Consider the following 25,134-nt stretch of genomic DNA (forward strand, 5'->3'; position numbering starts at 1 on the left):
AATTTCCTCTTCAGCGGCAGCATCCGCGAGAACATCGCCATGGCCCGGGCGGATGCCAGCTTCGTGGAGATCGTCCGCGCCGCCCAGCTCGCCGGCGCCGAGGAGTTCATCGAGCGTTTGCCGCGCGGCTACGACACCATGCTGGAGGAGGGTGCGGCCAACCTCTCCGGCGGCCAGCGCCAGCGCCTGGCCATCGCCCGGGCGATCCTCAAGGACCCGCCGATCCTGGTGCTCGACGAGGCGACCAGCGCCCTCGATGCCGCCACGGAAGCCCGCGTCTCCCGCGCCTTGCGGGCGCTGATGGTCGGCCGCACCAGCTTCATCATCGCCCATCGCCTCTCCACCATCCGCGACGCCGATGAAATCCTCGTTTTCGATCAGGGCCGCATCGTCGAACGTGGCAGTTTTTCAGACCTGCTTGCCGCTCAGGGAAATTTCACGAACCTGGTGGAGACGCAGATCATGGCCGGCGCGATCGCCTGAGCCCGTTGATGGAAATTCAACTCGCCTGATCAGGTGATGAGTCCATTGAAGAGGAAAAGCCAATCGACTCTTTTTCAACTTGATCCCACAGGTCTGCGCGAAACCTGCCCTGGGCCGCGCAGGATTTTGCTGCCAGCACTTCGTTTCTGCCTCGCAGTTCGAGTTCGACGACCATAGCTGTTTTTTAAGGAGCTGGCATATGGCCCACGGCCGGCGCCGGCGGCGCCACGTTATTGAAAGGCGGCATCACGATCGGCGGCAGATTGTTAAAATTCCGGTACGTCGGCTCCGCTCCCGGCGGAGTTTGGGATCGTGTCGGGGACGAGGTGGCCGCGGCATTGCATCCGGATACCAACAGCACCGAAAACAACAGGGAAAGTCCCTTTTTCATCAGGTCCCTCCGCGGCGCGTTCTGCTCCACCGGCAAAGATCCTTTGTGCGGCTCCGTCGCGAATGTTTTCGCCAGCCTATTCCTGATACACGATGATCTTTCCGGCGCGGACCGCGGCCCGGAGCGCGGCGTGGTCGCGCTCCGCCTCGTCGGCATAGGCGACCGCGAAATCGCCGATGGCCACATCGAACTTGTCGCTCGCGCCGAGATAGCCGCCGATGGTGGCGGCATCGCCAACCTTGGCGTGCGCGCGGGCGAGCGCCCAGCCGCACGCCCTGGCATAGACCTCGAACAGCTCAGCGTCGAAGGTTTCGACCAGCGGCTTGATTTTCGCATCGCGCAACTGGCGGACATAGAATTGGCGTTTCTGCGTCGCCTCGGTGACCCAGCCGAGAAAAATGTCCGAGGCCGGCTGCATCAGGCGCTGGCCCGCCACCACGCGCTGGCCGTGATGCGCATACACGCTCTGCCCCGCATAGGGCTCGAGCACGGAGGCGGCCGCTTCCTTGAATTGCAGGAAGAGCGGATCGTTCGCGTCCGACATCATCAGCGCGATCCAGCAGCGCCGCCCCACGCTGCCGATGCCGACCACCTTGATGGCGGCGTCGACCAGGTGGTAGCGGTCGAGCAGTTCGCGGCGGTCATCGGGAAGCGTGTCGCGATACGCGCCGAACACCTGCTCCAGAATCGCGTCGAAATCGGGCCTGCGGGTGACATCGGGGTGGTAGATCAAGGGGGGCGTGTCGCGGATGGCGATCTTGCCCCCGACCATGCCGGCCAGCTTTGGATAATCGAGTTCGGAGCCGCTTTGCCGGCTCGCCTTCTCGATGCGGGCCTGGACCATGGAGCGGATCGAAGCCGGCAGCAGGGACATGAGATCGTCGGCGCTCACCTGCGCATACCACACTTCGAGCGGCGTCAGTGCGGCATAGGCGCGCAGATGCTTGCGGTAGCTCCGTACGCTGGTGATGGCGACATCCCGCCCCGTATCGTCCGCAAGCCCGCGCGCGCGCGCCGCCAGCACGAAGGAGGCGGCAAGCCGCTTCACATCCCATTCCCACGGCGCCGGCAAGGTCTCGTCGAAATCATTGATGTCGAAGATGATGTTGCGCTCCGGCGTGGCGAAACCGCCGAAATTCAATAAGTGGCAATCGCCGCAGGCCTGGACATGGATTCCCGTCGCCGGGGTGTGGGCAAGGTCCGCCGCCATCACGCCGGCAGCGCCACGATAATAGGTGAACGGGGTGGCCAGCATGCGGCCATAGCGGATCGGCACGAGTTCCGGAATGCGCTCCGCATCGGCCTGGCGCAGCAACGCGAGCGGATCCGCCCGGCCGTGATGGCGCTTCCAGAGTCCGTGCGTGTTGCGTGGAACCTTGGCCCGCAGGGCCTTGCCGGCGGCGGCCCGCTCCTCGGGCGACAGACCCGGCTGGTCGGGCAAGGCGGGCGGTGCGGCCGGGGATTTTTCAGCGTGCGCCGGATGGCCGGCCGCCGGATGGCCGGCGCCGGGATGAAGCTTCGAAATGGGGGTAACCGTCCCCGCGTGCTTGGCCATAAGGGGCTCCTGTCGCAGCAGGTTTGGGAAAGCTCTCTTATACACGTTCCGGGCGGGACATGTTGATTTTAATCAAGGCGGCCTAGCCGTTTTTTCGATCGAGTGGCGGCACGACATGTCTGAAAGGCGGGAGTGCGATGCACGCGGTCGGGGCGCCGTGACGTGGATCGTTGGCCAATCCGGCGCCTCCCGGGCGCGGACCGCGTTCATTCTGCTGGCGCTCCTGCCCGCCGGCTGCGCCTCGATCGGGCCGGCCACCGTATCGCGCGACCGCGTGGATTATATCGGCGCGGTCGCCGATTCATGGAAGGAACAAACCCTCCTCAACATCGTGCGCATGCGGTACGGGGACGCGCCCAGCTTCGTCGACGTGTCCTCGATCATCAGCGCCTACGCGCTCCAGGGCCAGCTCTCCGCGGCCGGGCAGATCAGTTCCGACCTGACCGGCACCATACCGTCGAACCTGGTGACGCTGGGCGGGGGCGTGACATATCTCGACCGGCCGACGATCACCTACACGCCGCTGGCGGGGGAGAAATTCGCCGCCAGTCTCCTGCGGCCGATTCCGCCCAGCGCCATCTTCGAACTGATCCAGGCCGGCTATCCCGCGGACTACATCCTGCAAATGACCACGCGGGCCATCAACGGCGTCTATAACCGCTCGAGCATCGGCGGGCAGGTGCGAGAGGCCGATCCCAGTTTCTACCCCTTGCTGAACGCGTTGCGGCGCCTGCAACTCTCCGGCGCGGTCAGTTTGCGGCTCGAGAAGCACGGCAAGGAGGAGACCGGCATTCTGATCCTCTCGCCCGCGCGCACGCCCGAGATTTCCGGCGATCTCAAGCTGGTGCGGGACACATTGAAAGTCCGCCCGGGGCCGAACGGCGAACTGACGCTCATTTTCGGTGCGCTGCCGCAGAACGCCCAGGAGATCGCGCTGCTCTCGCGCTCGATGCTCGGCATCCTGCTCGAAGTCGCCAACGGCATCGACGTCCCCCGCGCCGATGTCGCGGCCGGGCGTACAACCCCGTCCGCTTCCGTCATGACCGCGCCCGATCCCCATGACCGCCCCTTGGTCCATGTCTCGTCCGGCCCGGCACCACCGGAGGGCGCGTTCGCGGCGGTTCGATACCGTGGTAGCTGGTACTGGATCGACGACCGCGATTTCGCCTCGAAACGGATCTTCACCTTTCTCATGATGTTCTTTTCGCTGGCGGAAACGGGCGTCACCCCGCAGACGCCCGTGCTGACGGTTCCGGCAACCTGACCGGGCCGACGCGCCCACGGAATCCGCTTCCGGTTCTGACATAGGTCAAAGCGGGGTCATGCAACGCGTGCCAGAAACGCTTCACCAGCTAGGAGGTCGATCATGAACGGAAAAAGCCCTCCGCAGGATTTGGTCTTGCCGGCGCCGGCATCGGGGACGGAATTGCCGTTGTTTTCCGCACTGCAGCGGCGCCATACGGAGCGCAAGATCAGCGCCGCGTCCCTGCCCGCGCAACTGCTCGGCAATCTTCTATGGGCCGGCTGCGGCGTGAACCGTCTTTCCGGGCCGTTCGGCTTGGCGGGGCGCACCGCGCCTTCGGCCAGCAATTCTCAGGAAGTCGATGTCTACGTTGCGCTCCCCGAGGCCGCCTACCGCTACGACCCTGCACAGCACCGGCTGGTCGTGGCGGCGGCGGAAGATCTGCGCGGCGAAGCCATCACGCCGGGGCAGGAAGGCATGTGGCCGACCGCGCCGGTGCAGTTGATCTATGTCGCCGACCTCGAGCGTCTGGATCATACGCCGGGGCTCGATGAGCCACGGCTGCATGCCCCGGACATGCAGAAGGCGTATTGCTATGTCGATTGCGGGCTGATCGCCGGACATGTCGGCCTGTTCGCGGCGGCTTCCGGCCTGGCGGCCTGGTTTCACAATTGCGACCGGCCGGCTTTGCATGCCGGGCTGCGGCTGCGTCCGATGCAGCGCGTCCTGTTCGCGCAATCGGTCGGGTATCCGGAGGCGCAGGCACACGGCGCCCTGACGGCATGACCATGGCGGCGACCACAGGAATGAAAAACAACCACAAGGATTCAGATCATGGCCGGTACAGCCTTTGACATCATGACTCGGAATATCGTGTCGGTAAAACCGACCGATGATACATCCGCGATCGCCGCGGTTCTGGCCAAGCACGAAATCAGCGCCGCGCCGGTCGTCGATAACGATGGCAAGCTCCTGGGCATCGTGAGCGAAGGCGATCTGATGAAGCCGTTTTCCGGCAAGACGATGGCGCGGCGCGCCTGGTGGCTCGGCATCCTGGCCGAGGGCGAGCGCCTCGCGCCTGAATTCCTGGACTATATTTCTGTCAACCATCATTCCGCCGCCGATCTCATGACCAGGAATGTGGTCACCGCCGAGGAAACAACGCCGGTGCCGGAAATCGCCGATCTGCTCATCCTCCACAAAATCAAACGCGTGCCGATTTTGAAAGACGGCCGGGTCGTCGGCATCGTCAGCCGCGCCGATATCGTGCGCGCGATGCAGCAATTGCAAAATATCAGCCGGCAAAATCTCAGCCAGCAAAATCTCGGCCAGATGGAATGATTCCGGCACGCGCGGATCATGGGTGGCTGGCCATCATGCCCGCCGCCAGCTCGGCGATTTCCGACGTGATTTCCTCTTGCCGGACGACATTTTGCACGAGCGTGAGCGCGGCGAGCTTTTGCTCGATCTTGCCGTGCGCGCCCGCCATTGCTGCCATGCGCGCCTCGTTTTCCGCCGCAAAGGCGTGCAAGGCCGCCTTGCAGAGCTGGGCGTGCACATAATCGGCGGTGAGATTCCGCAACAGGGTTTCCGGCGTCAGGTTCAGCAGCGGTTTGTTCCCGTCGCGTGGATGCGGAAAATTCGCGAGGTCGAGCGGAAACAGCATCACGCGCTCCACCTGCACGCCATGCCGCGGCCGCCAGCGGCTGTACAAGGCGACCACGCCGTCGATCTCGCCGGTGACGATGCGGGCGTAAATCGCCTCGGCGATCCGGTGGCCGAGTTTTGGAATCCCGGCCGAATGAGACGGCATGGCGTCGGCCCAACGCACGGATAAGCGCCGCTCGGCGGCTTCCATGCGTCCGCGCGTGCCGATGAGCAAAATCTCCTGCATGCAGGCCACCGAAGGCAAAGCATCCAGAACATGCGCGCTGAAGGCGCCGGCGAATCCTTGCTCGGCGCAGAACACCACCGCCGCCACACGCGATGCCGGCCGCGCGCCGCCGGCCGGCGCGGGACCCATGACCACCAGGGCCTCGCCGATCGCCGCCGTGATCGAAGCCGTGTAGCGGTCCACCGCGGCGAGCTGCATCCGGGCCTGCTGCGCGCGCGCGCCGGCGATGCCGCGCAGGGCGTTCACCACGGCCCCCACCTGCCCGATGCCGGCAATGCGCGCATTGATGTCGGCGAGGCGTTCCGTCACCGGGAGAGGCTTTCGGCATAGCGGCGCAGCGCCGCGCGCAGAATCTCCTTCTGCGCCGCGTCGAGCTGGCCCGTCTCTTGGATCTGCCGCACGGCCAGAGGGGAGTCGCGGTCGACCATCTCGTCCAGCCCGGTGCGGAACGCCGCCATCGCCGCGTCGGAAACCTCGTCGAGCCATCCTGATTGCACGGCAAGCACCAGCGCCACCTCATCGGCCAGCCGCATCGGCGCGTGCTGCGCCTGCCGCAGCATCCGCCGAATGCTGGCGCCACGGCGCAATTGCGCGCGGACATGGGTATCCGGCATGCCGCCGAAGCGGGTGAAAATTTCCAACTCGAGGAACTGCGCGTAGTCGAGCCGCAGCGTCTCCGCCGCCTCTCGCAGGGCTGGCGCCTGGGTCTTGCCGCCGACGCGGCTGACGCTGGTGCCCACATCGACAGCGGGTTTTTGTCCCTCATGAAACAGCCTGGCATCGAGCACGATCTGGCCATCGGTGATCGAGATCAGATTGGTCGGGATATAGGCGCTGAGATTGCCGGCATCGGTCTCGGCGATGGGCAGCGCCGTGAGCGAGCCGCCGCCCTTTTCCGCGCACAGTTTCGCGGCCCGTTCCAGCAGGCGGGCATGCACATAGAACACGTCGCCCGGATAAGCCTCCCGCCCGGGCGATTGCCGCGTCAGCAACGCAATCTCGCGATGCGTGGCGGCGTGTTTGGTCAGGTCGTCGATCACCACCAAAGCATGCTGGCCGCGGTCGCGAAAATATTCGGCCATGGTGAAGCCGGCGAAGGGCGCGATCCATTGCAGGCCGGGAGAGCCCGACGCCGCGGCGACCATGATAATGGAGCGCTCCGGCGCGCCATGTTCGGCGATGGCGGCGATCACCCGGCGCACGGCGGTGCTTTTCTGCCCGACCGCCACATAGACGCAGATGAGATCGCTGGCCTTCTGGTTGAGGATGGTGTCCACCGCAATCGCCGTTTTGCCGATGGCGCGGTCCCCGATGATGAGTTCGCGCTGGCCACGGCCCAGCGCGAAGAGTGTGTCGATGACGATGAGCCCGGTTTGCACAGGCTGCGTGACGAGATCGCGATCGATGATCTCCGGCGCCGGGCGTTCCACCGGCTCGAACATCTCCGCCTCGATGGGGCCCTTATCGTCCAAAGGGCGGCCCAGCGGATCGACGATGCGGCCGAGCAATGGCGGCCCCACCGGCACGCGCACCACGTCGCCGGTGCCGTGCACAACATCGCCGGCTTCGATCGCCTCGGCATCGTCGAACACCACGCACCCGGCATGGTCGCGCTCGAGCGTCTGCACGAAACCGAACTGGCCGCCGCCGAAGCGCACGAGTTCCGACAAGCTTGCATCCCGCAGGCCGGCGACAAGGGCGACGCCGTCGCTCACCGAGGCGACGCGGCCGATCTGTTCCGTCGCCGGGCCGAATTTCGCGGCGCCGATCCGCTGGCGCGCCGCTGCGAGCCAGCCTTCCGGCGAAAGCTCAGCGTCCGTCATCGTTGGCGATCTCCTCAAGGGCTTTTTGCAGATCGGCGCGCCAGCTGTTGCGCACCAGCAGATCGCGCCCCTCCAGCTCGAGCCCGGCGAGCAGCGTTGGATCGACCTTGAAAAGGATCGGAGGCGCGCCGCCGAAAGCCTGGGCGAGCCGCGCCCGGCAGGCTTCCTGCTCCTCGGCCGGCAGGGCGGCGGCGCTGGTGACGGCAAGCGGAATCATCCCCGCCGCCACGGTCTGGCGCAGCGGCTCCGGCAATGTCCGGATCTCCTGCACCAGCCATTCCAGGAAGGCGGAGCGCACCGCCGCCCCCTCGAGCCGCGCGGCGAGCCGGGCCGCGATGTCGACGGCCAGGGTCGCCGCCAGCCGGCGCCAGGATTCCTCCGCTTGCCTGCGTTCGGTCTCGATCCGCGTGCGGCTCGCCGCCTCCTTGGCCATGGTCTCCTGCCCCGCCTGCGCCAGCATCTCGGCCTGCATCCGCGTCGCCTGCGCCCGGGCGGCATCCAGTATCGCCTCGCGTTCCTGGGCGAACCCTTCCCGCACGCGCGCGACGCCGGCCAGTTCCTCCTGCATCTGGCCGCGCCTGGCCTCGGCCTCCGCCAGCGCCTTCTGCACCGTCGCCTGGCGCTGCGCGATCAGCGCCGACAGTTTCTCCCAGAAAAAATGCTTGAGCAGCCAGATGAGGATGAGGACATTGATCGCCTGCAGGCCGAGCGTCCACCAATCGATGTGCATCGGCTCATCTCAACAGCGGATTGGCGAAGAGCAGCAGCAGCGCGATCACCAGGCAATAGATCGCCATGGTCTCGATCATCGCCAGGCCCACGAACAAGGTTCGGGAAATCGTGTTGGCGGCTTCCGGCTGCCGGGCGATCGCGTCCATCGCCGCGGCGACGGCGCGCCCCTCGGCCAAAGCCGGGCCAATGGCGCCAAAGGAGACGGCCAGCGCCGCCGCGAGAATGCTCGCAAGAGCCAACCAGTTCATGGATTTGTTCCTTCATTCGCAATCGTTGCCGCGGGCTTTGCCTCACCGACGACCTGGGCGATGAACACCATGGCCAGCACCGCGAATATATAGGCCTGCACGGCGCCAGTCAGGAGATCGAGCGCCATCAGCGGGATCGGCACGAGCAGCCCTGCCAGCGACAAAACGATGCCGATGACGAACACGCCGCTCATGACATTGCCGAACAGCCGCACCAGGAGGGAAAAACTGCGCGTCAGGCTTTCAATGAAGTTGAGGGGAATCATCACCGGATTGGGCGCGGCGAAACTGGCGAGATAGCCGCGCACTCCGCCGGCACGGATGCCGAACCAGATGACCGCCAGAAAGACCAGGCCGGCCAGCGCCGCATCGGTCTCCAGGCTCGCCGTCGGCGGCTCGATGCCGGGCACCAGCATCGACCAGTTGGCGGTGAAGATGAACAGGAACAACGTGCCGATGAAGGCCCGGTACGGCCCGGGCTCGACCCGCATGGTGTCGCGGATCTGGCTGTCCACGGCTTCGACGATCAGTTCCAACGCCGCCTGGCGGGAAGAGGGGATGAGCGAGAGTCGGCTGGTGAGCGCCATGCCGCCCAGGCCCAGCACCGCCACGATGCCCCAGGTGACGATGACCGGCGCGGTGATCGGCACCGGCCCGACATGCAGCAGCGCGGCATGGGCCAACGGCGATCTCATGGGGCGATCCCGCCAACGCGCCGTATCACCGCCTTGCGCGCCACGAGGATGCCGAGGGTCATGGCCAGCAGAGGCAACGCGCCGGCCCGGCCGGCCAGGGTCAGCGCACTGCCCAGCAACATTAGGCGCCCAGCCGTCAGCAGCAGCGCCTTACCCGCCCGCCCGCCCGCCAGCAGCCGGGATTGCCACCACAGCCCGTGAAAATACAAAAGCCCGAGGAGCGCGCCCGCGCTAAACCCAGCCCCGAGACGGACCCAGACCATCGGATCGCTGAGCGCCATCATGGGGCGTTCATCCATTTCCAGGCCGACCAGCAGCCCAAAGCCAGGCCCAGCATCAGCAAGGGCGCGGTCCAGAACAGGCCGGAATGAAACACTTTGTCGAGCCATCGCCCGGCGAAAATGCCGAGCAGCGCCGGCACCACGATGATCCAGCCGAGCACGCCGATCTGCGCCAGGCGCCGCGCCACGGACCCTTCCCCCTCGCGCAGCCAGCGCCGCTGCCGCGCCTCACGCCGCCTGACGCCCCGCACCAGCGGGTCCTTGTCATTGGGTTCGCTCATGTGAACCGCCCCGCATCGCGCCTTCCATCGGCCCGCCAATAGCGCATGATCTGCCGGATCGCGTTCAATTCGAGGCGCGCATGCTCGGCGCCCTCGATGCGCTCGGTATCAAGTTCGCTCTGGAAGCGCGCCAGGACCACGCGGTCGAGCGTCGCCAGATCGTCGCCCGGCACGCCCTCGCGCGTGGCGATGGCAATTGCCCTTCCCTCCGTGACGGCGAGGACGCCGCCCCGTATTGCACAATGATGCCGCGTGCCGTCTTCCCGCGTCCAGGAGACGACGGAAATCGTCAGGCTGGTCATGAACGCGGCATGTCCCGGCAAAATCCCGAAACTTCCGGTCTCGTCCTCGCCGCGCAACGCGCGCACGCTGTCTTCGTCGACGAGCACGGACAGCGGCGTGGTGATCTGCAGCCTCATGCCTGGCCGGCCCCCGCCGCGGCGCTTTCCTTCTGTCGCGCCTCGTCCAGCGTGCCGACCATATAGAGCGAACGCTCCGCCCAGCCATCGGTCTCGCCGTCGAGGATCGCCTGGCAGCCCGCCAGCGTGTCGGCCAGTTTCACGCTGCGCCCGGGCGTTCCCGTGAACGCCGCCGTGACCATGAAAGGCTGGCTGAGGAAGCGCTGCAACCGCCGCGCCCGGGCCACAATGCGCCGGTCGTCCGCCCCGAGTTCCTCGACGCCGAGCAGCGCGATAATGTCCTGCAATTCATGGAGGCGGGCCAAGGTCTGGCGAACGGTTTCGGCGATCCGGTAATGCGTCTCGCCCACCAGCAGCGGGTCGAGCTGCACGGAGGAAGACGCCAACGGATCGATCGCCGGGTAGAAAGCCTGGGCCGCAAGATCGCGGGACAGCATGACGACACTGTCCATATGGCTGGAAATCGCCGTCACCGCCGGGTCGGTGAAATCGTCGGCCGGCACATAGACCGCCTGGATCGCCGTTACCGCCGCCCCGGCCACCGAGGCGATCCGCTCCTGCAAGGACGCGACTTCCGTCGACAAGGTCGGCTGATACCCCACCCGTGACGGCAGGCGGCCGAGCAGGCCCGAAACCTCACTGCCCGCCTGCACGAAACGAAAAACATTATCCATGAGCAACAGCACGTTCTGGTGCTTTTGGTCGCGGAAATATTCGGCGATGGTCAGCGCCGCCAGCGGCGCCCGCCAGCGCGCGCCGGGCGGTTCGTTCATCTGCCCATAGACCAGCACGCTGCGCGCCAGCATGCCGGATTTCTGCATTTCCGTGAGCAATTCATGGCCTTCGCGGGAGCGTTCGCCGATCCCCGCGAACACCGATATCCCTTGGTATTTCACCACCATGGAATGGATCAGCTCCATCACCAGCACGGTCTTGCCGACGCCGGCGCCGCCGAACATCGCCGCCTTGCCCCCTTGAACCAGGGGCACCAGAAGATCGATGACCTTGATGCCGGTCTCGAAAATTCCGCCGGTCCCCGCTTCATCACGCAATTGCGGCGCCTCCTGGTGGATGCCGCGCCGCAGTGTGCCGGGCGGCAAAGCCGGGCCGCGATCCCGCGGGGTGCCGATGACATCGAGCAACCGCCCCAAAACGGCGTCGCCGACCGGAACGGAAACCGGCTCTCCTGTGGCGCGCACCTTCGCCCCGCGCGCCAGCCCCGCCGTTGCCTGCAATGCCACCGCGCGCACGGTCGTCCGATCCAGGTGACTCTGCACCTCGGCGACCACAGGGCGGCCTGCCCTTCAACGAGCAGGCTCGTATTCACGGCAGGCAACTTCGCGGAAGGCAATGCCGCGTCCTCGAAACCGACATCGATGACCGCACCGCGCACCGCGACCACCACACCCGCCTCGACCGGCGGTTGCCTGGGACTTTCCGTCTCTTCGGGCCATCGCGAAGAGGGAGATGCCGCCGGAAACACAGATTCCATTTTATGAATTTAAGGCACACACGCGTTCGTGCGTATGACCGACATCAAATGCGCGCACGGCTCAAGGAATGCCGGGTTTGATCTCGGTCAATGCGCCTTCGTTCCGGATGGACCTGTATGTTTCCCTCATCATGGTTCCATTCCAAATGGAGGATTTGTTATGCCCGAAGCAAACAAGGTGCCGGTGAAGACGGAAGAGAAGGCGCCGGCGCGCGAAGCCGCGGTGCAGACCTGGCGATCGTTTGGGGATCTGCGTCGTGAAGTTGATCGGCTGTTCGAAGATTTCGGCCATGGGTTCTGGAGCGCGCCATTCCGGCGCGCCTTCTTCGACGTGCAGCCGGCCTGGGGGCGCGCGCCACGCTGGGCCGCCGAGCCCGCCGTCGATATCGTTGAAAAAGAGAAATCCTATGAAATCAGGGCCGACCTTCCCGGTCTGGACGAGAAGAACATCGAAGTAAAAATCTCGAACGGCGGCCTGACGATCCGGGGCGAGAAACAGGAAGAGAAAGAGCAGAAGAAGCAGGGTTATTACCTCCACGAACGCAGCTTCGGCGCCTTCGAGCGTTCCTTCCCGCTGCCGGAAGCTGCCGATGCCGACAAGATCGAGGCGAGCTTCAAGAAGGGCGTCCTGACCGTCACCGTGCCGAAAAAACCCGGGGCGATCGTGCCCGAGCGGAAGATCGAAGTGAAACCGGCGTCGTGAATTTCAACGACGTCTAACAAGCCGGCCGGAAAGGCCGCAGCGCATGCCCGCCATCTCAACCGGGATGGCGGGCACGGCGTGGCACAAAAAAAAGGCCGTGAGGGCCAAGTGGAGAAGAAATCTATGAACGATCATGACATTCGCCAGCATGTGATCGATGAGCTGGAGTTCGATCCTCGTGTGAATGCCGCGCATATCGGCGTCGCGGTTTCCAACAACATCGTCACTTTGACCGGGCATGTCGCCAGCTATCTGGAGAAACTCGCCGCCGAGCAGGCGACAAGGCGCGTGAAAGGCGTGTACGGCATCGCCCAGGAGATCGAGGTGCGGCTGCCATCCGAGAAAAAACTCGCCGATGACGAAATCGCCGCCCGTGCCGCGCAGATCGTCAGCTTCGACAGCGCGCTGCCGCAGGGAGTCATCCAGGCGACCGTGCACCAGGGCTGGGTGACGCTGACCGGAAAAGTGGGGCGATATTTCGAGAAAACCGCCGCCGAACATGCGGTGCGCAAGCTAACCGGCATCACGGGCGTCTCCAACAAGATCGAAGTGGTGCCGGCCGTGATCTTGACCGATGTCAAGGAACGCATCGATGCGGCGTTGAAGCGCAATGCCGAGATCGAAACGCAAAACATCAAGCTGCAGGTTGAAGACGGAAAAGTGACCGTCAAGGGCAAAGTCGCAAGCTGGCATGAGCGTGACATCGTGCTGTCGGCCGCCCGCTCCGTGCCGAGTGTCCGCGAAATCGACGATCAGCTCACGCTGAACTGAAACACGCGGGCCACGCCGCCCGCGATCTCAGCCGATGGCTTCACCGCCTTCCTATAAGCCGAACGGATAGGTTTCATCCTCGCCACCATGCACTGGCGTTGCCATCGGCGTGACGGCGCGCGTCTGTTCGAACCAGACAAACGCATCATATTGGTGCGCCAGGGAGGCGTGGGCGTAATGGCTCCAGCGTTCGGTTTCCGGGCGATAGATGACGCCGATATAACGCTCGAGGCGGTGCACCGCGAGTTCGTCGCGCAAACCCTCATCGCAGCCGCTCTTGAAATCGAGCAGAAACCGCTCGGCCCCGGTCTCGTGGCAAAGGAATTCGTAGCTGTCGGGACGAGACGGACGGACCGTCTTGATCTCCATCGGCCCGTCCCATTCCGACGACGCGGCGACGGTGCCGGTATGCGTGCCAAAGCCGATCAACGCCGTCTTCCCAGCAAAAGCCTGGCGGCAGAGCTGGCCGATATTCAGTTCGCCATGCTCGGTGCCCATGTCCGTGAAGCGCGCATCGCCGATATGGGAATTATGCGCCCAGACGATGGCTTTCGAGCCTGCGCCTTTTTCTTCGAGAATGCGCTGCAGCGTGGCGAACATGTGCCGGTCGCGAAGGTTCCAGGATTCATGCGAGCCGTAATACATCAGCCGGTAATAGAGTTCGGCATCGACCACCAGCCTGGCATTCTGTTCGGCGTCGAAAAATCCTTCCCCGTCATGCCGCGCATAAGCCAGCTCCTTTTGCAGCAGATCGACGAGAATGCGCGTCACCGGCTTTTCGCATCTTGCATAGCCTTCCGTGAGGGCGAGTTTCCCGTAAGCGGCCGGCTCACGGCTCCAGGGGGCAAGGCAGCCATAACGCGCGCGAGCGGTTGCGGCCGCTTCCGGATCGACGCGATCGAGATAGCGCAGAACCGCGTCCATGGAGGCGGTCATGTTATAGAGGTCGAGGCCGTAAAATCCGACGCGCTGGGCGGTATCCCGCGCGGCGTTGAGCGCGCGCAGCTGCGCCACGAACGCATCCATATCGGTGTTGCGCCACATCCAGGCGGGAAAGCGCGTGAATGGCGAGGCGCTGATCGGCTGGCGCGGCCTCTGGCGCACATAGCGGTCGATGGCGGCGGCATCCGGCCAGTCGGCCTCCACCGCGACGATGTTGAACCCGTGATGCTCGATGAGCCGGCGCGTGATCGCCGCGCGGGCGCGATAGAATTCCGAGGTGCCATGCGACGCCTCGCCAAGGAGCACGATTCGCGCCGCGCCGAACCGGTCGAACGAAGCGCCGAAGGCCGGGTCGTCCGGCGGCGGTAAAGGAACGATCGCCGTGCGCAGCCGTGCGAGCAGCGACGGTTTCGGCGCGGCGGGAGACAATTTCGCGGCTTCGCCAGGCGCGGAGGGGAGATGGTGTTCGAACCATGAAGCGGCCATGGCGGTGACAATCTCCAGGGCCCCAGGCTCCTCGAACAAATGCCCCGCCCCCGGCACGGTTTCCAGCTTCTTCTCTCCGGCGAGCAGCGCCAGGGCCTGGCGATTCAATTCCAGCACATGATAATCGGCACCACCGACGATCAGCAGCGTCGGCGCCGTGACCTGGCGCAGGCGGGCGCCCGCGAGATCGGGCCGGCCGCCGCGCGAGACCACGGCACCGACACGCGCGCCGAGCTCGGCCGCCGCCGTGAGCGCCGCGGCCGCGCCGGTGCTGGCGCCGAACAGGCCGAGCGGCAGGTCGCCCAGCGTCGGCTGGCCGTTGAGCCAGGCCACGGCTTGCAACAGCCGCTCCGCCAGCAAGGGAATGTCGAACACGTTACGGCGGTTCTGCGCTTCCGGCTCGGTCAGCAGATCGAGCAGCAGCGTGGCAAAACCATGCGCGTTCAAATCCTCCGCGACCGCCCGATTGCGCGGACTAAGGCGGCTCGAGCCGCTGCCATGGGCAAACAGCACCACGCCGCGCGGCGACACCGGCACCGCAAGATCACCGACCAGGTGCAAGGGCGGGATCGCCACCTCGCTTCGCGTCACGGCCCTGCCCTGCGTTCCCTCCGGCGCATGTTCCGCCGCCCAGGCGAGGCGCAGCAGCCCCACCGTCTCCTCATCGGTGAGTTGATGGAAATCGTCATAAAACGCACCGACGCCGCGGAACTGCGCCGCAGGGTGCAAGCATATGACCGCGTCGGCATAACCGCGCAATTCCTCCATGGTGTCGCGCGGCGCCACCGGAACGGCCAGGATGGTGCGCGCCGCGCCGCGCCGTTTCACCGCGGCGAGCGCGACCTTCGCGGTGGCGCCGGTGGCCAGGCCGTCATCGACGATGATGGCGGTGCGGCCAGCGGCCGTGACCGGCGGTCGATGGCCGAGATACACGCTGCGCCGGCGCTCGATTTCCTCAAGCTCCCGCTTGCGGGCGCGTTCCAGAAATGCGTCGCTGGCACCGGTAAGATGGCGGATTTCCTCGTTCACCACCGTCTCCGCGCGTTCGCCATCCACGATGGCGGCAAGCGCCAGCTCCGGCGCGAACGGCGCGCCGATTTTGCGCACCATAATGAGATCGAGCGGCGCATGCAGCGCGCGGGCAATCTCCACGGCAACCGGCACGCCGCCGCGCGGCAGCGCATAGACAATGGGCTGCGGCAAATCCATGCCTGTGAGCCGCGCGGCGAGCAGACGCCCCGCCTGCGCGCGATCAGTGAAACTGCCGAACGAATCGTCCATGGCACGCTCCGGATATCCTACGCGGCTTCATGCGCCATGCCGTTCCGGAAAAGCATTGATATGAATCAAGCGTGCCGGCGCTCCATGATCTCGCTCAATTCTTGAGCCGGCGCGGCGTGCTTGAATGGCGCTTCTGCAGGAGGCGCGCATGAAGGCGAAAATCCTCGAAACGCTGGGCGAGACCAAGATTCTGTTGCCGTCTTTGATCGCGGCCGGCCTCACGGCGAATGAGCGGGTCAAGGCCCGGCTCGGCGTGCTTCAGGCGGCGGGGCGGCAGGCGCGCGATCCGGCTCGGCCGCTCGATCTCTCCGCCGAATGTCGCGCCGCCGGACTCCCTGCCGCGCCGATGGAAGCCCTGGTCCGCCAGGCGCGGCTCGGCGCGGACGGCATTATTTCGGCGCCGGGTCTCGGGCATCTGATAGCGGCGATCCAGACGGACGTGGCCGCGATGATCGACCCCGTGCGCGCCAGCAGCACGGCCGAAGGCGCTTCCTTCGCGGCGCGGCTCGACGCGATCGCCGCCGTAACGCACCTTACCGACATCGGCGACAGCATGCCGCTCGCCCTGGTGGGCAGGCTGACCGGCCTTGACGAAGGCGACAGCCTGCACCGGCTGGTGATGGACCTGCACAAAGCCCTGAACCGGCTGGCGGCCGAACATGCGGAAGAAGATTTCGCCGGCGCCCGGGGTCACGGCCTGCTGCCGGGCGACCGGGCGCCGGTGGAAGCCTTCATGCGCGGGCTCGCGCGCACGCGCGGCTTGAAATTCAACCATCCCGGCCTGGACACGACGGCCACCCGCATCGGCGACCGGCTCGTGATCCAGAACGATATCGGCGAGACCGATGCGCATGTCGTGGTGGTCACGGTGCAAGACGATGTCTCGACCGTCACCTACACCGACATCCATCGCAGCCGCGCCGCCTTTTTCACCGCGCTGTTCCGCGATCTGCCCGTCACCTGGAGCGGGCTCGACCGGCGGAGCGCCGCCGGGCATATCCCGCCGAAATTGTCGGCGCAAAGGCCGCGAACCTGGCGCGGATGGCAGCACTCGGGCTGCCGGTGCCGCCGGCCTTCGTCGTGCCGATCGGGCTGTGCGCCGGGATCGTCGCGGAAGCGCCGGAAGCGATGCAGCAACTCGCAGAATGTCTGGCGGAAGGGATCGGCTTTCTCGAGAGCGCGACCGGCCAGCGCTTCGGCGACCGCCGCCGCCCGCTGCTGGTCTCGGTCCGCTCCGGCGCCGCCCGCTCGATGCCGGGGATGCTCGACACGGTGCTCGATGTCGGCTGCACGGAAGATGCCGTGCACGGCCTGATCCGCCAGACCGGGAATCCGCGTTTCGCCTGGGATTGCCGCAGGCGCTTCCTCGAATCCTTCACAATGGTCGTGCGCGGGCTCGATGCGGCGCTGTTCGCGCGGCAACGGGCCGAGATGGCGGCGGCCGAGGGCGTGAGCGAGGCAACACTGGACGGCGAGGCGTTGGAGCGCCTTGCCCTGGCCTACGAAACCTTGGTCGACGAACACGCCATCCTGCCCGCGAGCCCGATGGCGCAGCTCGAAGAAGCGGCGCGCGCCGTCTATCGCTCCTGGACGAGCGACCGGGCGACGATTTATCGGCGGCTCCAGAAGCTGGAAGATCTGCAAGGCACGGCGGTGACCGTGCAGGCCATGGTGTTCGGCAATCGTGGCCGCGCCTCCGGCGCGGGCGTGGCGTTCTCGCGCGACCCGTCGAACGGCGCGGCCGAGCCGGTGATCGAGCTTCTCTTCGAAGCGCAGGGCGAGGACATCGTGTCCGGCCGCATCACGCCGGAGGGGAAAGCGGCACTCACAAGCAGGCTGCCGGACGCCGCCGCGCAGCTCTGCGACATTCTCGGGACACTCGAAGCCGCGTTCACCGATGTGCAGGATGTCGAGTTCACGATCGAAAATGGCCGGCTGTGGATTTTGCAGACACGCGCCGCCAAGCGCACGCCGCGCGCCGCGCTGCGCTTCGCACTCGATTTCGTGCGCGAAAACCGGATCGACGCGGCGGAGGCCTTGCGCCGGCTGGCGGAAATCGATCTGGCTTCTTTGTCCACCGCGCGGTTTCGCGACGCGGGCACGCCCGTGGCGCGCGGCATCGGCGCCTCAGCCGGACTCGCGGCTGGGCGCGCGGCCTTCGACCCGGCGCGCGCCGTGGCCCTCGCGGAAGCGGGCGAAGCCGTGCTTTTGCTGCGGCCGGATACCAGCACCGCGGATGTCGCCGGGTTCAGCGCGGCCGCCGGCATCGTCACCGCCGCCGGCGGGTGCACCGCGCACGCCGCACTCGTCGCGCGGCAAATGGCCAAGCCGTGCATCGTCGGCTGCGCCGCGCTGGAGGTCGACGCCGCGCGCGCGGTCGCCACGCTTGCAGGCAAACGCCTTGCCGAGGGCGACTGGCTTTCGATCGACGGCGAAACGGGCGAGATGTTCCTCGGCCGGCGCGACATGATCATCGAACGCCCCGAAGCCGAGCTTGCCGCCCTTAGCGCCTTGCGCGCCAGGCGGCCGCCTCGGCCTGACCGAACGGAGAGACGGCCTTGACCTCGGTCAATGCAAGCCATGTCCGGTCGGGATTATTCACGCCCGACCAGGCCCATGGAGGGACTTCATGCCAGACAGCGAGAACCTCACCATTCCCCTTGAAAAAATCTGTTTTCTGATCAGCAAGGCGCGGCAGTTCGACGGCAAGGATATGCTGACGGATTACGGCGACAGCTCCAATGCCAGTGATGACGACATGCGCTCGGTCCTCGAATCGCACGGTGACGATCCGGTCTATGCCGAACTCACGAGCATGATCCGCGACCTGAACGAGGACGAGCAGATCGACCTGGTCGCGTTGGCATGGCTGGGCCGGGGCGATGGCGAGTCCATGGCGTGGGACGAGCTGCGCGCCGAGGCGGCGCTGGCGCATAACGATCGGACGGATGAATATCTTCTCGGCATGCCGCTACTGGGCGATTACCTGGAGGCGGCCCTCGCGGCGTTCGACCTGTCCTGCGACGACATCGAATGACGCACCGGCACGCTTGACGCAGGTCAACGCCGCTCAATGTCAACGGGGCGCTGCGAGGGCCTCGCTTACCGTCGCAGACACGATCTGTGCCGTCGCCGCGGCAAGTGTCCACCCTAAATGTCCATGGCCTGTGTTGAAGAACACCCCAGGCCGTCGCCCCGCGCCAACGCGTGGTATCATGCTCGGCGTCATCGGCCGCAACCCGGCCCAGGGTATAACCCGCGCGGTGCTCACGGCCGGAAATAGGGTCTGCGTCCATGCCACCAAGGGGCGGATGCGCTCCTCCAGAATATCCCGGTTCTCACCATTGAATTCTGCCGTTCCTGCCACCCGGAAACGGTCCCGTCCCAGGCGGCTCGTGACGATCTTCGTGGCGTCATCCAAGAGGCTAACGGTAGGCGCCGCCTCTTGGCTTGCCGCATCGTCCAGATGGACCGTGATGGAGTAGCCCTTCACCGGATAAATGTTGACGCGCTCGCCCAGCATGGCGGCGAAGCGCCGGCTGGCGACGCCGGCGCAGATGACCACCGCATCGGCGGCGAAGGTCTCCGCCGCACCATCGGCATTACGCCAGGAGATGGAAACCCCGCTCCTCTCCGCCGCGAGTCCGGTTACCTCCGCCTCACACAACAGGCGTGCGCCGCGGCGTACACAAGCTGCCGCGAGGCCCCGGGTGAATTTATGGATGTCACCCGTTGCGTCCGATTCAGTAAAGAAGCCGCCATAATAGTTTCCCTGCACGGCCGGTTCGATGCTGCGCATCTCATCCGGGGTTACCGGCCGGCGGTCGAGACCACCGGCGCGCAGCAGTTCATTGACGCGCGCAGCCTCTTCGAATTCCGTTTGCCCGCGATAGATATGGAGAATGCCCCGGCGCTCCAGGTCAAAATCGATGCCCTCCCGTTCCGCCATGGCGAAAAGATGCCGCCGCGCCTCGATCGCAAGCCGCATCGTGGCGGCCGTGTTGGCCCGGTAATGCTGGATCTGCCCCATGAATTCGCAGAGCCAGCCATATTTATGCAGGCTCGGCGCGGGGCGTATCAGCAAAGGGGCACCGCGTTGCAGCATCCATTTCAGGCCCTTGATCACGGTGGGCCAACGGTTCCAGACCTCGGCGTTGCTGGCGGAAAGCTGGCCGCCATTGGCAAAGGAGGTTTCCATGGCGGGGTAGCGGCGCCGCTCCAGGATCGAGACATGATGGCCCTGGTCCAGTAACGCATAGGCCGTGGTGATGCCGGTTATACCAGCCCCGATGACAACAACATGACTCATAGAAGGTTCCATAACGAGACGTTAGCAGTCTGTGCGTGGGCGGTGCCGCCGCGCCCCTGGAAAAAGTCGCGCCAAAGCCTACGGGATTGCAGACCGCGCTGATTTGCTCAAGCGCTGCTGCGGCGCCGGCGGCCTGGCACATAATCGCTCACCGTCGCCCCGAACAGGCGCTTCGGCGCGTCGGCATCGACATGTCCCAGGCCACCGAACGCCATCCGATCCCCAATAATTCAGGGACCAGACGCCGTCCGCCGCAAGCTGCAGCGGGTTTGCCCCTCAGTCCTCGACCACCGAACCGTCGGCATGCGGCCGCATGCCAACCTTCTTCCGCCGCACCGGGAAACGCTCCGCGAGGTCCTCGGGCAACTCGATGCCGAGACCCGGTCCGTTCGGCACCGCGAGAAAGCCCGCCACCGGCTCGGCGAGGCCGGGCACAAGCTTGCTGCCACGCAGCCCTTCGGATCCTTCGATCTCGATATTGTCGAACGGATATTCCTGAATTGCGAAATTCGGGATATTGGCATCCAGATGCAGGCAAGCCGCAAGGTTGATCGGCGATAGCGGATTGTGGAAGACGATCTGCGCCTCGTGAGCCTCGGCGATCGCGGCAATCTTCCGGCCGGCCGTGATCCCGCCGCACACCGAAATGCAGGGGCGCAGATACTCGACGCCACGCCGGGCCAAGAGCGTCTGGAACTGGTAAAGGTTAATGAAGCGCTCACCCGTAGCGACCGGAACCGCTATGTGATCGGCCACGTGGGCCATCGCGTCCGGATTGTAGGGCGGGATGGGGTCCTCGATGAACATCGGGTTGTAGGGTTCGATCATGCGGCCGAAACTGATCGCCTCCGCCGGCCGCATCCGGCTGTGAATCTCCACACAGAGATCGACATCCGGGCCGACCGCCTCGCGCACCTGACGGACCGCGTCGGCCGCATCGTTCAGCTTCTTGGCGTGCGACTTGTACCAGGGCGCCTCGATGCCCTCTTCGAGCAGCGGATTCATGCAGCCGAGCGCCGTGTAGCCTTCGCCAACCATCCGCTTCGCACGGGCAACCAGCTTCTCGGTGGTACGGCCCTTGCAATGACTGTAGAGCCGAACCTTGTCACGCATGGCGCCGCCGAGCAGCTCATGGATCGGCACGCCGAGATGCTTGCCGAGAATGTCCCAGAGCGCGACGTCGATCGCCGAGATGGCACCGCTGATCGCCGCACCGGAGAAATGCTGGAACCGATGCATGACGTTCCAGTGATGCTCGATCTTGCGCGGATCCTTGCCGAGCAGATATTCGCCGAACTTCTCGATCGCGAGGCCGCTCGCCTCGAGATGCCCCCACGCCCCGGACTCACCGACGCCCGTGATGCCCTTGTCAGTTTCGACTTTCACGAACAGAAAACGGTCGATGAACAACGGCGTTACGCACGTAATCTTCATAATAGCTCCTTGATATTCAACGTGGGAATGAATTCTGCCCGGCGCTCTCACGCGCCTGCCATTTCCTCGGTCTTGCCGCCGCCGCGCCGGCGGCTGAGCAGCAGCAAGGCGATGACGGCCATTCCGGTGAGCGCCACCAGGGGCAGGCAGGCGAGCGGGAAGCTGCCGGTGGCCTTTTTGAGGTAGCCGAGCAGATAGGTCGCGCCAAAGCCGGCGAGATTGCTGAGCGCATTGATCTGCGCGATCGCCGCCGCGGCGCCTGCGGCCGGCACCCAATCATTCACCAGCGCCCAGAACGGGCCCTTCAGCGCGTAGGTGCCAATCAGCGCCAGCGACAATAGGATCAGCGCCGGGGCCAGCGTCGTGGTGACGCAAGTGGCCGCAAGGCTCACGCCCGCCAGGATCAACGGCAGGATCGTCCGCCACAGGCGCTCACCCGCCTTGTCCGAACCGATCCCCCACCATACCATCGCCACCGAGGCAATGCCGAAGGGCAGCATATTGAGCAACGCCGCCTGGATATTGGTCAGCCCGAAGCTCTTCAGGATCAGCGGCAGCCATAGGCCGAGCCCAACGGTCGCCCCCGCGCTGCCTGCATAGACCAACGCCAGGCCGAGCACATAGGGATTGCCGAGGACACGCCAGGTCGAGAACAGCGTGACCGGTCGCGGCTTCTGTTGCTCGCTCGCAAGTTCGGCGACCAGCCAGTCCCGTTGCGCCGGCGTCAACCAGGTCGCCGTCTCCGGGCCATCCGCCATAAACGCCAGGAAGAGGAAGCCGAACAAGACCGCCGGCACGCTCTCGAGCATGAACAGCCACTGCCAGCCGTGCAGGCCGAACATGCCGTTCGTGGCGAGCAACGCCGCGGAAATCGGCGAGCCGACGAAACTCGACACTGGCACGGCGACACCGAAAATCGCGATCATGCGGCCTCGGTAACGGGCGGGAAACCAACGCGCGAGATAGAAGATCGCACCGGGATAGAGCCCGGCCTCGGCGGCCCCCAGGAGGAAGCGCACCACATAGAGCGAATAAGGTCCGGTCACGAAGGCCATGAAGAAGCCGACAATCCCCCAGGAGATCATGATCCGCGCCAGCCAGCGGCGCGCCCCGAATCTGACCAGGAGCAGGTTACTTGGCACCTCAAGCAGGCAGTAAGAGATGAAGAAGATACCGGCGGCGAGGCCGTATTGCGCGGCGTCGATATGCAGCAGCTTGTTCATCTGCAACGCTGCGATGCCTATATTCACTCGGTCGATGTAGGAGATGAAGTAGGCCAGCGTGACAAATGGCATGATCCGCCAGACCACGCGTTTCATCGTGACTTTCTCTATCAATTTCAAATCGGCGCCGCGCGGCTCGGATCGGCTGTATTGGCCAGTCATCTATGTCAGCTCCCTTATCAATCTAGGCGTAATGCTATCCGTTGCCGTGTCGCCGATTATTCCAGCCTGATTCTTTGTGACTTGTTATTCACCCTCTCTACACACGCGCCGACCGAGGCGGGAATTACGAAATTTGAATGCGTCATGCATTTCATGTATGAATTGCAACTTTCCGGACGCGGCGGCAGATGATCGGTTCGTGCCGGCGCCACCTAACGGAGCGTGACCTATGGAGCTTGCCTGGATCGAGGATTTCCTTGCGCTCAGCTCGACGCTGAACTTCACCAAAGCGGCGTCAATGCGGAATCTTACGCAGCCGACTTTCAGCCGGCGCATCCGCAATCTTGAACTTTGGATGGGGGCGACGCTGGTCGATCGCAGCACCTTTCCGATCACCCTCACGGACGAAGGGCGCGGCTTCCGCCAAGTGGCACAGGACGTGGCGCAATCGCTGTATCGAGAGCGCGACCTCGCGCGCGGCGTCAATCGGCCGAAACGGGCCTTTCTATCCTTGTCGATGAATCAGACGATCGCCAGCGACTTCTTCCTGACCTGGCTGGACACGCTGGAGGTCGCACTTGGGTCCCTGCGCACCAACGTCATCGGCGCCAGCATGCATGATTGCGTACAGGCGCTTGCGGCCGAAAGCTGCGACCTGATGCTCTGCTACAGTTCCGCCGCGGGTCCGCTCTTGCTCGACGGTGCGCAGTACCCATCGGTCCAGGTGGCCGAGGAGTATCTTCTTCCGGTCGTCGCCCCAGATGCCGGCGGCCGGCCGCTGCACGACCTGGATGCCGAGGGTGCGCGTTCGATCCCATATCTCGGCTTCTCCAGCTATGCTTATTTGGGCCGGCTCGTCACCCACATTCTCGACGCCGCGCCGAAGCCGCCCCCTCTCGACCTCTGTTTCGAGAGTGCGTTGGCCGCCGGGCTCAAGGCGATGGCGGTCGCCGGCCGCGGCGTGGCCTGGCTGCCCCATCACGCGGTGAAGCCGGAACTCGCCGCCGGACAACTTGTCGTCGCCGGGGCCGAATGCTGGACCATGCCCTTGCAAATTCGCGCTTATCGAACCGCGAGCGTCAAAAACCGCCTGGTCGAGTCGTTGTGGTCTCATCTCACCAACACCGCGCCGCTTACTTGTTCACCGCCGATGAAAACGACCGAATCCGCGTCGCGGGCGCTGACGCCACGGGCGCGGCCGGTGCATCCCGGCGAAACACAGATGCCCACGCGCAAGATGCGCGGATCGGCGCGAAGATCGTAATCCCTTCAATCACTTGCCCGAGTCTGCAAGAGGACGCTCTTCACCGCCGGTCAATCATCAAGCTGTTCCGTACCCTGCCGCGGGAAAAGCGAAACGATATTTTTATCGGATATAAAACGAACATTGACCTCCACCAACGGTCCCCAATCCGGGAAGCAGCTCAGTCCCGGTGGGGGACTTCAACGGCGTCCGGCGGCGGTCTCAGTGGCGGGCCAGGCGGTGACCTGAGTACGTGGGGAACCTGGCTCCCGCTCCAGTCACCCTGCATACGGGTATTTGGCTATTGGATCTTCTCGACACGCGTTATCCCCAGTTCGGCTCCTTAAAACGCGCCGCAATCCAGTCGACAAACCCCCGGGTCTTCCCCGCAGTGAAGCGGGCAGACGGCATGATCAAATGGATGCCGCCCTCTCGTTCGAAGGTCCAGTCCGCCAGGATCGGCACGAGCCGCCCTTGTGCGCGCTCCGTAACCGTGAGCCATTTTGCACAGACCACGATCCCCATTCCCGCGAGCGCCGCGGAAATGAGGCTGTCGGGATCGTCCGCGATGAAACGGCCCTTCACGCGCACGGAAGCGACGGCGCTGCCTTTGCGGAAGCGCCACTCGGGAAAGCCGCTGAAACGCTGATTTGCCAGGCAAGCATGTTCGCTCAATGCTTCTGGCGTCGCGGGCACGCCATGCGCTGCAAGATAAGACGGCGCCGCGCATAGCACCCGTTCATTCACGGCAAGTTTCCTGCTGACCAGGCGGCTGTCATGGAGTTCGCCGATACGAATCGCCACGTCGAACCGCTCGCTGATCAGATCCACATATCGGTCCGAAAACTCGGCCTCGATCGAGACGTTGGGATAGGCCGTCAGGAAGTCCGGCAGCATCGGCACAATGCAGCGCCGCCCGAATGTCGCGGGAAGCGCCAGTCGAAGGCGACCTGTCACCACGCCGCCCGTTTGTGCAACTTCGGCTTCCGCATCCTCCATTGCCGCCGTTGCCATGTGCATGCGCTCATAGAGCAGGGACCCGG

General features: G+C 65.1%; 24 protein-coding genes and 1 pseudogene. 9 read left to right on the top strand and 16 right to left on the bottom strand.

Features of this window, described 5'->3' with window-relative positions; all coding sequences use genetic code 11:
• The coding region (locus tag VNC39_RS12845; RefSeq protein ID WP_325399819.1) for an ATP-binding cassette domain-containing protein at window positions 1–483 on the top strand (483 nt) is incomplete at its 5' end.
• A gap of 16 nt (window positions 484–499) precedes the next feature.
• Here VNC39_RS12845 and VNC39_RS12850 read toward each other — a convergent pair.
• Window positions 500–658, bottom strand: a complete 159-nt coding sequence (locus tag VNC39_RS12850) for a hypothetical protein (RefSeq protein ID WP_325399821.1) — start codon at window positions 656–658, stop codon at window positions 500–502.
• 292 nt (window positions 659–950) lie between these two features.
• Window positions 951–2,429, bottom strand: a complete 1,479-nt coding sequence (locus VNC39_RS12855; protein WP_325399823.1) for a DUF2252 domain-containing protein — start codon at window positions 2,427–2,429, stop codon at window positions 951–953.
• Between the two features lie 157 nt (window positions 2,430–2,586).
• Here VNC39_RS12855 and VNC39_RS12860 point away from each other — a divergent pair, with 157 nt between their 5' ends.
• From VNC39_RS12860 to VNC39_RS12870, 3 genes are all read left to right on the top strand, one after another.
• Window positions 2,587–3,693 carry a hypothetical protein gene (locus tag VNC39_RS12860; RefSeq protein ID WP_325399825.1) on the top strand — a complete coding sequence of 369 codons (1,107 nt, stop codon included), beginning with the start codon at window positions 2,587–2,589 and terminating at the stop codon, window positions 3,691–3,693.
• Between the two features lie 102 nt (window positions 3,694–3,795).
• Complete coding sequence (locus tag VNC39_RS12865; protein WP_325399827.1) at window positions 3,796–4,458, top strand: nitroreductase family protein; 663 nt, start codon at window positions 3,796–3,798, stop codon at window positions 4,456–4,458.
• 48 nt (window positions 4,459–4,506) lie between these two features.
• Window positions 4,507–5,013, top strand: a complete 507-nt coding sequence (locus VNC39_RS12870) for a CBS domain-containing protein (RefSeq protein WP_325399829.1) — start codon at window positions 4,507–4,509, stop codon at window positions 5,011–5,013.
• 16 nt (window positions 5,014–5,029) lie between these two features.
• On the opposite strand, the gene VNC39_RS12875 is transcribed toward VNC39_RS12870, so the two are convergent.
• The 9 genes and pseudogenes from VNC39_RS12875 to atpD all read right to left on the bottom strand — a co-directional run bounded on the left by VNC39_RS12875 (window position 5,030) and on the right by atpD (window position 11,537).
• Window positions 5,030–5,875 carry a F0F1 ATP synthase subunit gamma gene (locus tag VNC39_RS12875; protein ID WP_325399831.1) on the bottom strand — a complete coding sequence of 282 codons (846 nt, stop codon included), beginning with the start codon at window positions 5,873–5,875 and terminating at the stop codon, window positions 5,030–5,032.
• Window positions 5,872–7,389, bottom strand: coding sequence for a F0F1 ATP synthase subunit alpha (locus VNC39_RS12880; RefSeq protein ID WP_325399833.1), 1,518 nt, complete (start codon window positions 7,387–7,389; stop codon window positions 5,872–5,874). The genes VNC39_RS12875 and VNC39_RS12880 overlap by 4 nt, the downstream gene beginning before the upstream one ends.
• Entirely contained in the window at window positions 7,376–8,119 is a 744-nt protein-coding gene (locus VNC39_RS12885; RefSeq protein ID WP_325399835.1) for a F0F1 ATP synthase subunit delta, read from the bottom strand. The genes VNC39_RS12880 and VNC39_RS12885 overlap by 14 nt, the downstream gene beginning before the upstream one ends.
• 4 nt (window positions 8,120–8,123) lie before the next feature.
• A complete protein-coding gene (locus VNC39_RS12890) occupies window positions 8,124–8,369 on the bottom strand; it encodes a F0F1 ATP synthase subunit C (protein WP_325399837.1) in 246 nt (81 codons plus the stop codon).
• A complete protein-coding gene (locus VNC39_RS12895; RefSeq protein ID WP_325399838.1) occupies window positions 8,366–9,064 on the bottom strand; it encodes a F0F1 ATP synthase subunit A in 699 nt (232 codons plus the stop codon). Before VNC39_RS12895 ends, VNC39_RS12890 begins: the two co-directional genes overlap by 4 nt.
• Window positions 9,061–9,363: an ATP synthase subunit I gene (locus VNC39_RS12900; RefSeq protein WP_325399840.1), complete on the bottom strand. Its 303-nt coding sequence runs from the start codon at window positions 9,361–9,363 to the stop codon at window positions 9,061–9,063. The genes VNC39_RS12895 and VNC39_RS12900 overlap by 4 nt, the downstream gene beginning before the upstream one ends.
• Window positions 9,345–9,626, bottom strand: a complete 282-nt coding sequence (locus VNC39_RS12905; protein WP_325399842.1) for an AtpZ/AtpI family protein — start codon at window positions 9,624–9,626, stop codon at window positions 9,345–9,347. Before VNC39_RS12905 ends, VNC39_RS12900 begins: the two co-directional genes overlap by 19 nt.
• Window positions 9,623–10,045: a F0F1 ATP synthase subunit epsilon gene (locus VNC39_RS12910; RefSeq protein ID WP_325399843.1), complete on the bottom strand. Its 423-nt coding sequence runs from the start codon at window positions 10,043–10,045 to the stop codon at window positions 9,623–9,625. The genes VNC39_RS12905 and VNC39_RS12910 overlap by 4 nt, the downstream gene beginning before the upstream one ends.
• A pseudogene (gene atpD, locus VNC39_RS12915) lies at window positions 10,042–11,537 on the bottom strand (F0F1 ATP synthase subunit beta). The gene VNC39_RS12910 and the pseudogene atpD overlap by 4 nt, the downstream one beginning before the upstream one ends.
• Window positions 11,538–11,571: 34 nt before the next feature.
• Between atpD and VNC39_RS12920 the strand changes: the two are divergent.
• Both VNC39_RS12920 and VNC39_RS12925 read left to right on the top strand, forming a co-directional pair.
• Window positions 11,572–12,240 carry an Hsp20/alpha crystallin family protein gene (locus VNC39_RS12920; protein WP_325399862.1) on the top strand — a complete coding sequence of 223 codons (669 nt, stop codon included), beginning with the start codon at window positions 11,572–11,574 and terminating at the stop codon, window positions 12,238–12,240.
• Window positions 12,241–12,363: 123 nt separating this feature from the next.
• Window positions 12,364–13,011 carry a BON domain-containing protein gene (locus tag VNC39_RS12925; RefSeq protein ID WP_325399845.1) on the top strand — a complete coding sequence of 216 codons (648 nt, stop codon included), beginning with the start codon at window positions 12,364–12,366 and terminating at the stop codon, window positions 13,009–13,011.
• 51 nt (window positions 13,012–13,062) lie between these two features.
• On the opposite strand, the gene VNC39_RS12930 is transcribed toward VNC39_RS12925, so the two are convergent.
• Complete coding sequence (locus VNC39_RS12930; RefSeq protein ID WP_325399847.1) at window positions 13,063–15,720, bottom strand: erythromycin esterase family protein; 2,658 nt, start codon at window positions 15,718–15,720, stop codon at window positions 13,063–13,065.
• 1,041 nt (window positions 15,721–16,761) lie between these two features.
• Here VNC39_RS12930 and VNC39_RS12935 point away from each other — a divergent pair.
• Together VNC39_RS12935 and VNC39_RS12940 are read left to right on the top strand one after the other, a co-directional pair.
• On the top strand, window positions 16,762–18,282 hold the full coding sequence (locus VNC39_RS12935; RefSeq protein WP_325399849.1) for a PEP/pyruvate-binding domain-containing protein: 1,521 nt from the start codon (window positions 16,762–16,764) through the stop codon (window positions 18,280–18,282).
• Between the two features lie 67 nt (window positions 18,283–18,349).
• The gene (locus tag VNC39_RS12940; protein ID WP_325399850.1) at window positions 18,350–18,757 is read left to right on the top strand and encodes a DUF3775 domain-containing protein; all 408 of its coding nucleotides are present in this window, start codon (window positions 18,350–18,352) and stop codon (window positions 18,755–18,757) included.
• Window positions 18,758–18,796: 39 nt separating this feature from the next.
• On the opposite strand, the gene VNC39_RS12945 is transcribed toward VNC39_RS12940, so the two are convergent.
• The 3 genes from VNC39_RS12945 to VNC39_RS12955 form a co-directional block, all read right to left on the bottom strand.
• On the bottom strand, window positions 18,797–20,029 hold the full coding sequence (locus tag VNC39_RS12945) for a D-amino acid dehydrogenase (RefSeq protein ID WP_325399852.1): 1,233 nt from the start codon (window positions 20,027–20,029) through the stop codon (window positions 18,797–18,799).
• Window positions 20,030–20,305: 276 nt separating this feature from the next.
• Window positions 20,306–21,463: a galactonate dehydratase gene (dgoD, locus tag VNC39_RS12950; RefSeq protein WP_325399854.1), complete on the bottom strand. Its 1,158-nt coding sequence runs from the start codon at window positions 21,461–21,463 to the stop codon at window positions 20,306–20,308.
• Window positions 21,464–21,510: 47 nt separating this feature from the next.
• Complete coding sequence (locus tag VNC39_RS12955) at window positions 21,511–22,848, bottom strand: MFS transporter (protein WP_325399856.1); 1,338 nt, start codon at window positions 22,846–22,848, stop codon at window positions 21,511–21,513.
• A gap of 229 nt (window positions 22,849–23,077) precedes the next feature.
• Here VNC39_RS12955 and VNC39_RS12960 point away from each other — a divergent pair, with 229 nt between their 5' ends.
• Window positions 23,078–24,112, top strand: a complete 1,035-nt coding sequence (locus tag VNC39_RS12960) for a LysR substrate-binding domain-containing protein (protein WP_325399858.1) — start codon at window positions 23,078–23,080, stop codon at window positions 24,110–24,112.
• A gap of 303 nt (window positions 24,113–24,415) precedes the next feature.
• On the opposite strand, the gene VNC39_RS12965 is transcribed toward VNC39_RS12960, so the two are convergent.
• Window positions 24,416–25,090: a substrate binding domain-containing protein gene (locus VNC39_RS12965; RefSeq protein WP_325399860.1), complete on the bottom strand. Its 675-nt coding sequence runs from the start codon at window positions 25,088–25,090 to the stop codon at window positions 24,416–24,418.
• Between the last annotated feature and the right edge of the window lie 44 nt (window positions 25,091–25,134).

Origin of the sequence: Acidocella sp. (genome assembly GCF_035535915.1) — a bacterium.
GTDB lineage: Bacteria > Pseudomonadota > Alphaproteobacteria > Acetobacterales > Acetobacteraceae > Acidocella.